The sequence below is a fragment of the Pelagerythrobacter marensis genome, from assembly GCF_036700095.1.
Lineage (GTDB): Bacteria > Pseudomonadota > Alphaproteobacteria > Sphingomonadales > Sphingomonadaceae > Pelagerythrobacter > Pelagerythrobacter marensis_A.
The window spans coordinates 735,711-750,214 of record NZ_CP144918.1 but is presented as its reverse complement, the minus strand read 5'-3'; the positions used below and the strand labels follow the sequence as shown (position 1 = coordinate 750,214).

General features: G+C 68.0%; 10 protein-coding genes. 7 read left to right on the top strand and 3 right to left on the bottom strand.

The window, feature by feature from the left end:
- Positions 1 to 68 precede the first annotated feature (68 nt).
- Positions 69 to 527, top strand: a complete 459-nt coding sequence (locus V5F89_RS03540) for a DoxX family protein (RefSeq protein WP_338446878.1) — start codon at positions 69 to 71, stop codon at positions 525 to 527.
- Between the two features lie 36 nt (positions 528 to 563).
- Here the strand turns inward: V5F89_RS03540 and V5F89_RS03535 are convergent, their stop codons facing one another.
- Positions 564 to 2,786, bottom strand: a complete 2,223-nt coding sequence (locus V5F89_RS03535) for a TonB-dependent receptor (RefSeq protein ID WP_338446877.1) — start codon at positions 2,784 to 2,786, stop codon at positions 564 to 566.
- Positions 2,787 to 3,283: 497 nt separating this feature from the next.
- On the opposite strand from V5F89_RS03535, the gene V5F89_RS03530 reads away from it, so the two are divergent.
- On the top strand, positions 3,284 to 5,923 hold the full coding sequence (locus V5F89_RS03530; RefSeq protein ID WP_338446876.1) for a TonB-dependent receptor: 2,640 nt from the start codon (positions 3,284 to 3,286) through the stop codon (positions 5,921 to 5,923).
- A 76-nt stretch (positions 5,924 to 5,999) separates the two neighbouring features.
- Positions 6,000 to 7,985, top strand: a complete 1,986-nt coding sequence (locus V5F89_RS03525; RefSeq protein ID WP_338446875.1) for a tetratricopeptide repeat-containing sulfotransferase family protein — start codon at positions 6,000 to 6,002, stop codon at positions 7,983 to 7,985.
- A gap of 7 nt (positions 7,986 to 7,992) precedes the next feature.
- On the opposite strand, the gene V5F89_RS03520 is transcribed toward V5F89_RS03525, so the two are convergent.
- Positions 7,993 to 9,204: a M20 family metallopeptidase gene (locus tag V5F89_RS03520; RefSeq protein ID WP_338447504.1), complete on the bottom strand. Its 1,212-nt coding sequence runs from the start codon at positions 9,202 to 9,204 to the stop codon at positions 7,993 to 7,995.
- An 84-nt stretch (positions 9,205 to 9,288) separates the two neighbouring features.
- Between V5F89_RS03520 and V5F89_RS03515 the strand changes: the two genes are divergently transcribed.
- Positions 9,289 to 10,263, top strand: coding sequence for a diacylglycerol kinase family protein (locus V5F89_RS03515; RefSeq protein WP_338446874.1), 975 nt, complete (start codon positions 9,289 to 9,291; stop codon positions 10,261 to 10,263).
- The gene (locus V5F89_RS03510; RefSeq protein WP_338446873.1) at positions 10,260 to 11,153 is read left to right on the top strand and encodes a hypothetical protein; all 894 of its coding nucleotides are present in this window, start codon (positions 10,260 to 10,262) and stop codon (positions 11,151 to 11,153) included. The genes V5F89_RS03515 and V5F89_RS03510 overlap by 4 nt, the downstream gene beginning before the upstream one ends.
- Before the next feature lie 44 nt (positions 11,154 to 11,197).
- Here V5F89_RS03510 and V5F89_RS03505 read toward each other — a convergent pair whose 3' ends face one another.
- A complete protein-coding gene (locus V5F89_RS03505) occupies positions 11,198 to 11,695 on the bottom strand; it encodes a DUF2141 domain-containing protein (RefSeq protein ID WP_338446872.1) in 498 nt (165 codons plus the stop codon).
- Between the two features lie 279 nt (positions 11,696 to 11,974).
- Between V5F89_RS03505 and rpe the strand changes: the two genes are divergently transcribed.
- Both rpe and V5F89_RS03495 read left to right on the top strand, forming a co-directional pair.
- Entirely contained in the window at positions 11,975 to 12,637 is a 663-nt protein-coding gene (gene rpe / locus V5F89_RS03500) for a ribulose-phosphate 3-epimerase (protein ID WP_338446871.1), read from the top strand.
- The gene (locus V5F89_RS03495; protein ID WP_338446870.1) at positions 12,637 to 14,499 is read left to right on the top strand and encodes a heparinase II/III-family protein; all 1,863 of its coding nucleotides are present in this window, start codon (positions 12,637 to 12,639) and stop codon (positions 14,497 to 14,499) included. Before rpe ends, V5F89_RS03495 begins: the two co-directional genes overlap by 1 nt.
- The last annotated feature ends 5 nt before the right edge of the window (positions 14,500 to 14,504 follow it).

The following is a 14,504-nucleotide window of genomic DNA, read 5'->3' as shown; positions in this document are numbered from 1 at the left end:
CCGCGGCGGATGGCGCCGGCTGCGAATTGCGTGTATTTTCCGTACACGGGGAAAGAGGAGCACAACCTATGTCCACCATTGCCGCGATTATCGGCCGCATCATGCTGGCCGCGATTTTCATCCTGTCGGGGCTGAACAAAGTCATCGATCCGGCAGCGACCGCCGAATATATCGAGGGCGCGACCACCCTGCCCGGCTCGCTCGCCCTGCCGACCGGGGTGTTCGAACTCGTGCTGGGGCTGATGCTGGCGATCGGCCTGATGACGCGCATTTCCGCGATTCTGCTGGCCGCGTTCTCGCTGCTGACAATCTTCTTCTTTCACAACCAGTTCGGCGATCAGCAGCAGTTGACGGCCGCGCTCAAGAACCTCGCCATGGCCGGGGGCCTTCTGGTCGTCTTCGCCTATGGCCAGATGCGCGGCAGCTTCGACCACATGCGCGAGCGCAACCGCGCGCGCAAGGCCGAGCTGCGCGCTGCCCATGCCGAGGGGAAAGCCGAAGGGATGGCCGCCACCGGCGCCGACTGACGACGCAGTGCGGCGCGGCGGCCCCGGGCCGGAACGCTAGAAGCTGGTCCGCACGCCGATCTTGAAATTGCGCCCGGCGAGCGGAACGAAATCCTTGGTAAAGCTCGCGTGGCGGCGCCCCTCGCTGTCGAAGATGTTGTTCGCCTGGAGCAGCACGGTCACGTTGTCGTTCCCCCGCACGGGCTTCCAAGCCAGCGAGGCATTGACGAACGTGAAGCTGTCGGTGACGCTTTCGAACGGGGCGAGGCGGTCCTGCTTGTCGAACCACTGGACTTCGACCCGGGCATCGACCGGCCCGGTCTGCGCCTCCAGCGCGCCGAGCAGCCGCAGCGGCGGAATGCGCGGCAGCGGCGTGCCGTCGTCGAGTTCGGCGCGGACATAATCGCCGCGCACATCGGCGAGCAGCGTGAAACCTCCGGTCTTGTAGAGCGGATAGGTCAGCTGGCCCTCCACCCCGAAATAGCGGGCATCGCCCTGCAGGTACTGGAACACCGGCAGTTCGTCTTCCTCCTCGCCGGTTTCGGCGAGATAGATGTAATCGTCGAACCAGTTGCGGAAGACCGCGAGGCTGACCGTGCCCTCGCCCAGCGCGCCGCGCACAAACGCCTCGACGCCCCAGGCGCTCTCGACGTCGAGACCGGGATCGCCGATCTCGTAAGCCTGGGTCGCGATATGGGGGCCGTCGGACAGCAGTTCCTCGGCGCTCGGAGCCCGCTGAACACGGCTCCCGTTCAACCCGAAACGCAGGCCGCCCGGCGTTTCGTAGATCAGCCCCAGCGCGCCCGAGAACGTGTCGAACGAACGGTCGAAACCCGCCACCTGCGATTCGACGTCCGTCGCCTCGTACCGCGCGGCAAGTTCGAGCTGGAACGGATCGAAGTCGATTTCCTGCAGCGTGAACACGGCCATCTGGTCGGTGTGGTTCTTGGGCAGGTAGGCTTCCGCGCCATATGCGTCGAAATCGCGGAAATAGTACTGAACGCCGGTCGAACCGCCCCAGCCGCCGCGCCGGTTCTGTTCCAGCTCGGCCCTGGCCTCGATCCCCTTGACCTCGAACACGGTGCCGACCTCGTCGCCCTCGAACTCGGTATGCGTATAGTCGCTGAAGCCCACGCGGGTGTTGAGCGCGGAGAAGAACCCGTCGCCGAGCGCGAGGCGTCCGCGCAGGTCCGCCCGATACTGGCGCAGGGCGATCGTCACCTGCTCGCCGTGCTCATGCTCTTCTTCGTGGCCGTGATCGTGGTCTTCGTCGTGATCGTGACCCTCGTCGTGATCCTCCGCCTCCTCGCCGTGGTGGTGGCCGGTGCCGGGCCGGAGGGGAACGCCATAAGTCGTATCGTAGATGCCGAAGGCCGCGCCCAGATTGCTGTCGCCTTCGAAGAAGGCGAATCCGGCATTGGCGCTCCAGGTCTCGGTCCCGCTATTGGGCAGGGTGCCGCGCCGATTGGCGGCCTCGCGCAGCTCCTCGGCCTCTTCCAGATGACCTTCTTCCTCCTCCTCGGCCGCGTCGGCGAGAAGGTCCGCACGCAGTTCCGGCGCCAGGACATAGCCGGGAACGTCCAGGTCGTCGGTCTTGCGGTATGCGCCGTCGACATGGACCACGAAGCCCTCGCCCAGCGGCAGGTCGAGCGAGGCGCCGCCCTCGCGCAAGTCGGCGACCGTGTTCGCGCCGGCCAGCGCGTCGAAGTGGAACGGCTCGTTCAACCGGCGCAGCGGGATGCGCTTGTCGATCACGTTGACCGCGCCGCCGATCGCCTGGCTGCCGTAGAGCAGGACCGCCGGGCCGCGCAGGACCTCTATCCGTTCGGCGGTGAGCGGGTCGATCGCGGTCGCGTGGTCGGCCGAGGTGTTCGATGCGTCGATCGCGCCGATCCCGTCGATCAGTACCTTGACCCGCTCTCCCGAGAAGCCGCGCAGGACCGGGCGCGAGGCGCCGGGCGAGAAGTTCGTCGCCGAAACGCCGGGGACTTTGGCCAGCACGTCGCCGACCTGCCCCTCGAGATTGCGCTGCAGCTCCGCCCCTTCGACGACCGTCGTACCGGCCAGCACGTCGAGCTGCTCCAGGCCGGTCGCGGTCACCACGATTTCGCCTGTGGGCGAGACGCGGCGATCGTGGAAGTCGTCCGAATCCGGCACGGCGGCACCCTCGGCCGCAGCAGGAGGGCGATCCTGCGCGTGGACCGGTGCAGCCACCGCGCAGATGGCGAGACCGAGAGGGAAGGCAAGCGAGCGGGCCGAGATGATATTACGATACAACATATCGACGGCCTAATAGCGATTCGGTCCGGCTTGTCCACCGCGATTTCCACGGTGCGCAACGGCCAGGCGGGGGCACTCCCAGTTGGGGCGCGTAGTGGCGCATGCTGTGAAGGTTCACCGCCCACTGCCCGGTGTAACGCACAGTATATAGCTGTATCTCTTGGATATATATAAAAATATATATGGCGCTTGGTTCGATTAGTATACCGAAAGACATTGAACGCCGAGCTGGCGAAATAGAATTTATTGAACCTTTCGCTCGCTTTATTTACGAAATGATCGATGTTGCCATTTTGCAACGGCGCTGCGGCCATTGTGCAAATTCGCTGTGCAGCCGGTGGTGGTCGCGGCAATGCTTTGCTAGCCGGCGCACCGCGGTTCGATCGTGAATATCGGGCCGCCTTGGCTATTCGTGCTTTTCTTTCACGATCTTGCCGCTCGCCGGCGCAGTCGCGCCGGGCCGACAGTCGACCAGAACAAGAGTGCAGGGGAAAACCATGCTCAATCTTCGCAGCAGCGGCAGTCTTGGCGCGCTTGCCGCCGCCATCGCCGTGACGACGCCCGCCATCGCGCAGGACGCCGCGCCCGCCGAACGCCGGCAGGGCGGGCTGAAGGAAATCGTCGTCACCGCAACCAAGAACAGCGAAAGCATGCAGGACGTGCCGATCGCGGTCCAGGCGATGGACAGCGAGGGGCTGGAACAGCTCAGCATCGAAACGTTCGACGACTATCTGGAACAGCTGCCCAACGTCACCGCCGGCGGCAGCGGCCCGTCGCAGAGCACGATCTACATTCGCGGCCTCGCCTCGACCACGCCCAATCTCACCACTGCCGGCGTCGCCGGGCTTGCTCCCAACGTGGCGCTCTATCTCGACGAGCAGCCGCTGGCCCAGCCGGGCCGCAACCTCGACGTCTATGCCGCCGACCTGGAGCGGATCGAGGTGCTTGCCGGGCCGCAGGGGACCCTGTTCGGCGCCAGCTCGCAGGCGGGCGTCGTGCGGCTGATCACCAACAAGCCCGACCTCACCGGCTTCTACGGCTCGGGCAAGGCGGGCGTATCGTTCACCAAGGGCGGCGAGACGAGCTACAACGCCGAAGTCATGCTCAACGTGCCGGTCAGCGACCGGCTGGCGCTGCGCGGGGTCGCCTATCTCGACGACCAGGGCGGCTATATCGACAATGTTCATGGAACACGCTCGATGCGCGACAGCGCACGCTATCGGCCGGCAGGCACGGTGCGCGACAACGGCGTCCCGGTCAGCGACACGCGCGCGGGCTTCCAGTCCGATCCCGATTCGCTGGCCTATATCGACAGCGAAGTGACTTTCCAGGAAGCCGACAACGCGCGGCTGGTGGAAGACAACTTCAACGACACGCAATACGCAGGCTTCCGCGTCAGCGCGCTGTACGAATTCTCGCCCGACTGGCGCCTGACCGTCGCCCACAGCCGACAGAGCCTCGAATCGGACGGCGTCTTCTTCGCCGACCCGGAACTCGGCCTCGACAACCTCGACATCCAGCGCTTCTCCGACGACCGGCTGGAGGACGATTTCTCGAACACCAGCTGGACGCTGGAAGGGCGCCTCGCCGCGCTCGATATCGTCTACACCGGCGCCTATACCGACCGCGAGACGCAGCAGGCAGTCGGCTATTCCGACTATCTCTTCGTCGGCCAGTACATTCCCTATTACATGTGCGACACGGCCGTTTCCTACCCGGGCAGCGTGGCGCAGGCCCCGGCGGACCCGACCTGCTACGCGCCGAACCTTTCGGTCACCTCCGACACCGATACGACCGTGTTCACGCAGGAACTGCGCATCAACACGCCGCAGCAGGAACGCATCCGCGCCACGGTCGGCGGGTTCTATTCGGACCTCGTTCTGAAGGAACGCAACGACTACTACTACGCATCGGAACTGGTGCGCGGTTCGGACGGGGAAACGCGCGGCTTCTCGCCGATCTATCCGTTCACCAATACCGAAGTGACGGGGATCGTCGGCAATGCCGCCCCCGGCTATTTCAGCGATCCCGGCCCGCTGCCGGCGAACGTCGGCTTCCGCAACGACGTGAAACGCACCGACCGGCAGTTCGGCCTGTTCGGCGAAGTGTCGTTCGACATCGTGCCCGACCTGCTGACCGTGACCGGCGGCGCACGCTATTACGATATCGAGGTGGATATCGAGGGTGCCGCGACATCGGCCTTCTGCAAGCTCAACTCGCCCATATTCGGGGCCAATGCGGGCGTGCCGGTCGAAGACCAGGTCAATATCCCCGGCTGCGGCGGCACCAACCTTTCGGACAAGTACGGGCCCGACAATCCCTACGGCAACCCGGACAAGGCGAAGACCGACGGCACGATCTTCAAGGGCACCGTCACGTTCACGCCGACGCGCGACCTGCTGTTCTATGCCACTTATTCCGAAGGGTTCCGCCCCGGCCTGCTCAACCGCCCCGGCGGCGCGCAGGGCCCCGGCGACTATATCGTGCCTTTCGCGCTCGATACCGACGAGGTGCAGAACTACGAAATCGGCTGGAAGACCGAGCTGTTCGACCGCCAGCTGCGGCTGAACGGCAGCGCCTTCTTCGTCGACGTGAGCCGGCTGCAGACGACGATCTTCGATCCGTCGATCACCAACCTGTTCTTCTCCGACAACGCGGCGAATGCGGAGATCAAGGGGATCGAAGGCGATTTCACCTACCAGCCCTATACCGTGCCCGGCCTGACGGTCGCCGGGGCGTTCTCCATCCTCGATACCGAGATTACCGAGGTTCTGACCCCGACCGAGGATGTCGTGGAAGGCGGCCCGCTGGCCTATGCCCCCGAGTTCCAGGGCAATCTGCGCGTGCGTTACGAATGGGCGCTGTCGGACGAGCTGGACGCCTACGTCATGCCGCAGGTCGTCCACTCCTCCTCGAAGTACACCGACATCATCGAAATCAACAAGCTGAAGCTCGACGGCTACACCACCTTCAGCCTTTCGGCCGGGGTGGAGAAGGACCGCTGGGCGTTCGAGGTCTTCGGCGAGAACTTGACCGATGAGCGCGCCCAGATTGCGGGCAGTTTCAACTTCGACCGCGCGCGGGTGACCGTGAACCGGCCGCTGACGGTCGGGGTCCGCGTCTCGGTCGATTACTGACACCCGAAGCGCGCGGCGCGCCGGGGGCAGGCGAGAGCGCTTGTCCCCGGCCCCCGCCTTCTGGCAGGGAGCCGGAATGACAGGGGCGGAGCACGATCGCGGCGCGCGGCTGAAGCAGGCGCAGGACGCCTTGCGCGCAGGCCGCTTTGCCGAGGCGATCCGCCATGCCGAAACGCTGCTGGCGGCGGACGCGGCCGATAGCGACGCGCTCTATGTCACCGCCGTCGGGGCGCGGTATCTGAAAGAATACTCCCGGGCAGACGATTACCTGCAGCGGCTGCACGCCGCCGCGCCCGAATATGGCCGCGCCTGGCAGGAAAGCGGCCATCTGGCGCGTGCGCGCGGAGACCGGGCGGCGGCGCTGGGCGCCTATGCCCGTGCGACGCGGTACAACCCCGCGCTCGATGCCAGCTGGAGAGCCCAGGCGGAGCTTCTCGCCGCGCAGGGCCGAAAGGCCGAAGCGCAGGCGGCGCTGGCCCAGGCCGACAGGATCGCGGCGCTCCCGCGCGAGCTGATCGCCGTCGCCAACCATCTGTACGAAGGCCGGCTGGCGCGGGCGGAGGAGATCTGCCGCCACTACCTGCGCCGCCATCCGCGCGATGTCGAGGCGATGCGCCTGCTGGCCGAGATCGGCAAGCGCCTGGGGATTCTCGACGATGCCGAATTCCTGCTCGAAAGCGCGGTCGCCTTCGCCCCGGACAACGTGCAGGTCCGGCTCGACTACATCGATGCGCTGCGCCGCCGGCAGCGCTTTGCCAAAGCGCGCGAACAGGCGGAGCGGCTCCATCGCAGCGACCCGGACAATGTCCTGTTCCAGTCGCATCTGGCGATCGAATCGATGCAGACCGGCGATTACGACCGCGCCCTGGAGCTGTTCGACAGCGTTCTGGCGAAAGTGCCCGGCGATCCGGCGACGCTGACCAGCAAGGGGCATGCGCTCAAGACAATGGGCCGGCAGGAGGGCGCGATCGCGGCCTATCGGGCCGCCTTTGCCACGCGGCCCGACCACGGCGACGCATTCTACGCGCTCGCCAACCTCAAGACCTATCGCTTCACCGACGACGAGATGGCAGCGATGCACGCTGCGGTCGAGCGGCCCGGCATCGCCTTCATGGACCGGGTCCACATCAGCTTCGCCCTCGGCAAGGCGCACGAGGATCGCGGCGAATATGCGGAAAGCTTCCGCTTCTACGAACAGGGCAATACGCTCAAGCGCCGTCAGACCCGTTACGACGCCGACCGGATGGCCGCGGAACTGCGGGCGCAGGCCGAACACTGCACCCCCGCGCTGTTCGAGAAGCACCGCGGTGCCGGGCACGAGGCGCCCGATCCGATCTTCATCCTCGGCCTCCCGCGCGCGGGATCGACGCTGCTCGAACAGATCCTCGCCAGCCACAGCCAGGTCGATGGCACGCTGGAGCTGCCCGACATCCTGGCGCTGGCGCACCGGCTGCGCGGCCGCCAGCCGGGCGTTTCGCGCTATCCGCAAGTGCTCCACGATCTTTCGGCGGAGCAGCTGGCGCAGATGGGGCGCGACTATATCGACAATACGCGCATCCACCGCCAGGGCGCGCCGTTCTTCATCGACAAGATGCCGAACAATTTCCGCCATATCGGCCTGATCCACCTGATCCTGCCCAACGCCAGGATTATCGACGCCCGGCGCGCGCCGATGGACTGCTGCTTTTCGGGATTCCGCCAGCTTTTTGCCGAAGGGCAGGAGTTCACTTACGGCCTGACCGAGATCGGCCGGTATTATTCCGACTACGTCGACCTGATGGAGCACTGGGACGCCGTCCTGCCGGGCAAAGTCCTGCGCGTGCAGCACGAGGACGTGCTCGACGATCTCGAAGGGCAGGTGCGCCGCATGCTCGATTTTCTCGGCCTGCCGTTCGAGGCTGCTTGTCTCGATTTCCACAAGACGCGGCGGGCCGTGCGCACCGCCAGTTCGGAACAGGTGCGCCGCCCGATCAACCGGGCGGGGCAGGGCGCCTGGGTGCCTTACGAGCCGTGGCTGGGCGAATTGCGCGACGCGCTGGGTCCGCTCGCCGGAGGGGAGTAGGGCGCGCCTAGCCGAACCCGTGCTGGAGGAAGCGCAGCGCGCATCCCGCCAGCATCGCGGTGCCGTGGGGCAGCGCGCTTTCGTCGACCATCATGCGCGGGCTGTGAATGCCGCAGCACTGGCGCCAGTCCTCGCCTTCGCGGGCGACCCCAAGGAAGAACATCGCCCCCGGGACTTTCTCGATCACATAGGCGAAATCCTCCGCCCCCATGATCGGCGCCGGCAGCTCGCGCCAGGCACCCTCGCCGAAGGCCTCGGCCGCGACCGCCCGGCCCGTGGCCACCGCGCGCTCGTCGCAGACGGTGACGGGGAACCCTTCGGTGATCGTCACCTCGGCCGCCACCCCGTGCGCGGCAGCCACCCCGCCGGCTACTTCGGCCATGGCCGCGTGCACGGCGGCGCGGTGCTTCGCCGAGAGCGTGCGGATCGTGCCCCGCAGGCGGGCATTGTCGGGAACGATATTGTGCGCCGTCCCCGCATCCAGCTGGGTCACGGTGACGACCACCGCGTCGGCGGCGTCGAAGCGGCGGGTCACCATCGCCTGGAGCGCGGTCACGATCGCGCAGGCCGCCGGCACCGGATCGCGCGTCTCGTGCGGCATGGAGGCGTGGCCGCCCTTGCCGGTCACGACGATGTCGAACTGGTCGGCTGCCGCCATCAGCGGCCCGGCCCGGCCGGCAAAGACCCCGTGCGGCGCGTTGGGCATGATATGCAGCGCGAAGGCGGCATCGGGCAGCGGGCCATGGTGCTCGCCGCCCAGCAGCCCGTCTTCCAGCATGAACCGGGCGCCGTGAAACCCCTCCTCCCCCGGCTGGAACATGAACAGGATCTCCCCCGCGAAGCTTTCGCGCAGGCCGGCCAGCAGTTCCGCCGCGCCGGCCAGCATGGCGGTGTGCGTGTCGTGGCCGCAGGCGTGCATCCGCCCCGCGATCGTCGATGCGAAGTCGAGCCCGGTTTCCTCCGCCATCGGCAGCGCATCCATGTCGCCGCGCAGCAGGACGCGGCGCCCCTCGCCGCCCCCTCTCAACACGGCGACCTGCCCTGTGGTGGAAGTGCCTTCGCGCCATTCGAGCGGCAGATGCGCCAGCGCCTCGCGCACTTTGGCCATCGTCCGGGGGGTGTGGAGGCCCAGCTCGGGCTCGGCATGAATCGCCCGCCGCAGGGCGACGATGCGGTCGGAGAGCGCGCGGGCGGAATCGAGCAGATCGGGATGCAGCATATGCGCCACGATAGGGCAGGGCCTCCTCCGCATGAAGCGAAAAGACCTGTATCCCACCCGGTCCCAGCGGCTAAGGGCTGCGGGATGACTCCCGCCGACGCCACCCACCCTGCGACCGAGGCGCCCTCTGTCGGGGTGATCTACAACCCGCGCAGCCACCGCAACCGCGGGCAGGACCTGAACCTGGGCGTGCGCGCGAATATCTTCGTCGCCCAGCCGGCCGATACCGCCAGCCTGCAGGACGCGCTGGCGCGCTTTGCCGCGCGCGGGATCGACTACCTCGTCATCAACGGCGGCGACGGCACGGTGCGCGACGTCCTGACCGCGGGTCTGCCGGTATTCGGCGACGCCTGGCCCGATCTCGCCGTGCTGCCCAAGGGCAAGACCAATGCGCTCAACGTCGATCTCGGCGCGCCTTCGGGCTGGACGATCGGCGCGGCCATATCGGCCTGGCCCGCCGCCCGGCGCATCGTTCGCCGGCCGCTGCGGGTCGAGCCGCTCGACCGCGAGGCCCCGGCCATGCTCGGCTTCATCTTCGGCGCGGGTGCCTACACTTCGGGTATCCGCGCGGGGCAGGACGCGCACCGGCTGGGCGCGTTCGACAGCCTCGCGGTCGGGGTCACCGCCGCCTGGGGCGTGCTGCAGGCGCTGCTGGGCACCGACCGCAACGCCTGGCGGCGCGGGGTGGAAATGCAGATCGCCCTCGGGCCCGAAGGGCAGGCGATGCCGCGCAGCGCAATGGGCGATCCGGCGCGGCGCCATTTCGTGCTGGCATCGACGCTGGAGCGTTTCCCCGCCGGCCTGAAGCCCTTCGGCGATCTGCGGGCGGGACTGAAACTGATCGTGGTCGATCACCCGAAGCGCCGCCTGCTGCTGCGAATGCCCGCCGCTCTGACCGGGCACGGACCGGCGTGGCTTGAGCAATGGGGGCTGCACCGGCTGACCGCGGACCCGGTGGACATTGCGGTCGCGGACGAGATCATCCTCGACGGCGAGGCCTTTCCGGCGGGACGCTATCGCCTGTCGTCCGGCCCCGAACTGCGCTTCCTCGTCCCGTGACCGAGACGCTCCGGCACCGGATCGGGCAACAGCTCGACGCGGCGGTCGCCCCCGGGGTTGCCGCTTTCGCGGCGCATCTGGCCGAGGATGCGGGCGCATGTGCGGCGTTGTTCTACGGCTCCAATCTGCGCACCGGCGAGCTGGAGGGGGTGCTCGACTTCTACCTCCTGCTGCCGGGAAAGCAGCGCGAGCGCATCTGGCCGCGCGTCAGCTATCACGAATGGCAGCACGAGGGACGCATCCTGCGGGCCAAGGTCGCGCGGATGGCCCTCTCCACCTTCGAGCGCGCAGCGCGCGGGGACAGCCGCGACACCACGATCTGGGCGCGCTTCGTCCAGCCGAGCGCGCTCGTTTGGGTCGAGGGCGATCGCTGGCGGGAGCGCGTGATCGGGGCCGTGGCCGATGCCGCGCGAACCGCGGCGCGTCTGGCCGCTGCCCTGGGCCCGGAAAGCGGAACCGCGGCCGATTTCTGGCGGGCGCTGTTCCGCGCCACCTACCGGGCCGAATTCCGGGTCGAGAAGCCGGGGCGCGAGGATTCGATCCTGGCGGTCAACGCCGCCCATTTCGACGGGCTGCTGCCGCTTGCCTGGCAGGCGCAGGGGATTCCCTTCGCGCACGAAGGGGATCGTCTCGCGCCGCACCTGCCCCCTGGCGAACGCCGCCGCGTGCTGCGCTGGTGGTCGCGGCGGCGGCGCCTGGGCAAGCCGCTCAACGTCGCGCGCCTGCTCAAGGCCAGCACCACGTTCGACGGCGCGGCGCGCTACGCCGCGTGGAAGATCGAGCGGCATACGGGCGTGCCGGTCGAACTGACGCCCTGGCGCGAGCGGCACCCGGTGCTCGCCGCGCCCGCAGTGTTGTTCCGCGTCTGGCGCGAACGCGGGCGGCGCTAGAGTGTTTTCGGCGGAGCGGCACCGGCCCCGTGCCGCGACCGGAACTAGCCCCAGTATTTCATCGTGATGGTGATCGCCTTGACCTCGTTGCCGACAGAAAAAGCGGTTTTCTTGTAACTCGGCTTGCCGAGGTTGAAGATGTTGATGCTGGGGTTGTTGGACATGCCGCCGCCATCTTCGCGCAAGTCCGTATCGCCGTTGCCGTTGACGTCGTGGCGCACGGCCACCGCATAAGTCCCGGCCGCCGGCACGGGCAGGCAGAACGTCATCGTGCCGCGCCGCGCGGGCGCCTCGACCCGGTGGAGCCACTTGCCCTTGGCCAGCCACTCGCTCCCGTTGCCGCGATAGGTCTGGACCCGCATGGTCCCGCGCGAGGCCTTGATCCCGGTTACGGTCACCTTCACCGACGGGCCGTTGCCCGCGGCGCAGCGCGACAGATCGTTCGAAATCTCCTGCCGATAGGCATTGGCAGGCAGGCTCGCGACCAGACCGGCGGCAAGCGCGGTCCCGGCAGCGATGCGTAACGTCGTCCTGAATGTCATCGTTCGTTTCAATCCGTAATGGCGGGGAACTGGCCGAAATCGAATCGCGCAGCCTGCCCTAGCACGCCGGCGCGCTTTCCGCCCGTGAAGCGCGAACCTGCGCGAAACGCCCTGAATTGCCGCTGAATTGATCGTACAGGCCGGGTAGCCCGCTTGCCCGAACCGCCGCGCCTGCGGCTCCGCCTGCAGGTGCGGTGTGGAAAAGCGTCTCCCGGGTGCTTGTCGCGATTCGGCGCGCCATCTAGGCGGGCGTTGACCACCGCTGCAACGCGATCGACAATGACCGTTCCGCTCGTTTCCCCTTCCATTCTCTCGGCCGACTTCGCCCGGCTCGGCGAAGAAGTGCGCGCGATCGACGCCGCCGGGGCGGACTGGATCCATATCGACGTGATGGACGGGCATTACGTGCCCAACATCACCATCGGCCCCGCCGTCGTGAAGGCCCTGCGCCCGCACACCGACAAGCCGTTCGACGTGCATCTGATGATTTCCCCGGTCGACTCTTATCTGGAGGCTTTTGCCGAAGCGGGGGCCGATATCATCACCGTCCATCCCGAAGCGGGGCCGCACACGCACCGCACGCTCCAGGCCATCCGCGGGCTGGGCAAGAAGGCCGGCGTGGTGCTGAACCCGGGCACCCCGGTGGACGCGCTGGAATATCTGCTCGATCTGGCCGACCTCGTGCTGGTGATGAGCGTCAATCCCGGCTTCGGCGGGCAGAGCTTCATCGACAGCCAGTTGCGCAAGATCGAGGCGATCCGGCGCCTGATCGACGCCACGGGCCGCGCGATCCATCTCGAGGTCGACGGCGGCGTCAATCGCGACACCGCCCGCCTCTGCGTCGATGCGGGGGCCGACGTCCTGGTCGCCGGCTCCGCGACCTTCGCAGGCGGGCCGGAGCGGTATGCCGCCAATATCGCCGCGCTGAAGGAGGCGCGCTGATGGCCGAGGCGGCGTCGCTGGCAGAGCCAGGCGTCCGCCGTTCCGACGCCGGTCGCCGAGACTCGCCGGCCCTGCCACTGGACGAAGGCCCCGGCGAGCCGCTCGTTCGCGGCGAGGCGGATCGCCGCGAACTGCTCGAACCGGGCCGCGCGCTGGTCCTGTCCGATCTCGCGCCGCCCCGCCTCGACGCGGGCGAGGCGCTGATACGGTTCGCCTATCGCCTCGGAGTCCCCGGCTCCACGCTGACCGCGCCGTTTGCCAAGGCGGCACGGCCCCGGCTGCTGGGCACGGTGGAAAGCCCGCTCGAAGGCGATCGTGCGGCCGGGGTCGCGCTGCGCGCGGGGCACTTCCTGGTCCATGGCGTCAAGGCGCCGATCGCGCAGATGGAGTTCGAATCGAGCACGCGCCTGACGCCGCCGTTCGAGCGCGTCGTGCACGGTTTCGGATGGCTGCGCGATCTTGCCGCCAGTGCGCCGCGCGAACAATGCGCCGCGACGGCGGAGCGGGTGCTGCGCGCCTGGCTCGATGCCAACCCCGCGCCGGGCAAGGGCCCGGCATGGGAAGTGGAGCATGTCGGCCATCGCCTGCGCAACTGGCTGGTCTTCGCTCCGCTGATTCTTTCGGGCGAAGGCACGCAGCTCCGCGGCCGGGTGCTGTCCGCCATTTCCGAAGCCGCCCGCTGGCTCGACCGGAAAGTGGCGCGGGCGCCCGACGGACCGGGCGCCGTCGCAGGCTGGACCGCGCTGGTCGCCGCCGGCCTCCTGCTGCCGGACGGCAAGCCGCGCCGGCTCTATGCCGAAGCCGGGCTGGCCCGCGCCCTGGGCGAACTGGTGGCGGAAGATGGCGGGGTGCTTTCGCGCAGCCCGCTCGCGCAGATCGACGCCATTGCGGCGCTGATCGACTTGCGCGCCTGTTATCGCGCGGTGAAACGCGAACCGCCGCCGTTCGTCGGCACGATGCTGGAACTGCTCGTCCCGCCGCTGCTTTCGCTGCTCCACGGCGACGGCGGGCTCGGCAACTGGCAGGGCGCCGGCGCAGTGCGCGCCGAACGGGTCGCCGCGCTGATCGAAGCGAGCGGCGTGCGCACCCGTCCGCTCAAGGACGCGCGCCAATGGGGCTATCAACGGGTCGCCGCGCGCAAGTCCGTGCTGGTGTTCGACGCCGCGCCGCCGCCGTTGCCCCGCCACGCCCGCGCCGGCTGCGCATCGACGCTCGCCTTCGAATTCTCCGCCGGCGAGCAGCGGATCGTGGTCAACTGCGGCGGGGCGGCTTTCGCCGGCGGGCAGGTGCCGGTGCGGATCGAACAGGGCCTGCGCGGGACGGCGGCGCATTCGACACTCGTGCTCGACGACGCGAATTCGACCGCCGTTCTGCTGCACGGCAAGCTCGGCACCGGTGTGAACGAAGTCGAGATCGACCGCCGCGTGCTCGAACTGAACGGCGGCAGCGCAACGCGGATCGAGGCAAGCCACGACGGCTATGCCGCGCGGCACGGCCTGATCCATCGCCGCATCCTGATCCTGCGCGACAACGGGCACGAATTGCGGGGCGAGGACGTGTTGCTTCCCGCCGGCAAGACGGGCAAGCGCGGGAAGATCGGCTATGCGATTCGCTTCCACCTCGGCCGCGGGGTCGAGGTCGGCCTGTCGGACGACAAGCTGGGCGCGGGACTGGCCCTGCCGGACGGCAGCTTCTGGCAATTCCGCCTCGCTCGCGGCGACAACGGCGGCGAACTGTCGATCGAGGAAAGCCTGTGGGTCGACGGGCAGGGCAGGGCCCATCCGGTCGAACAACTGGTCATCCAGGGAATGACATCACGCAGCGGGGGAAATTTCTCCTGGCTGTTCAAGAAGATGGGATAGATTTC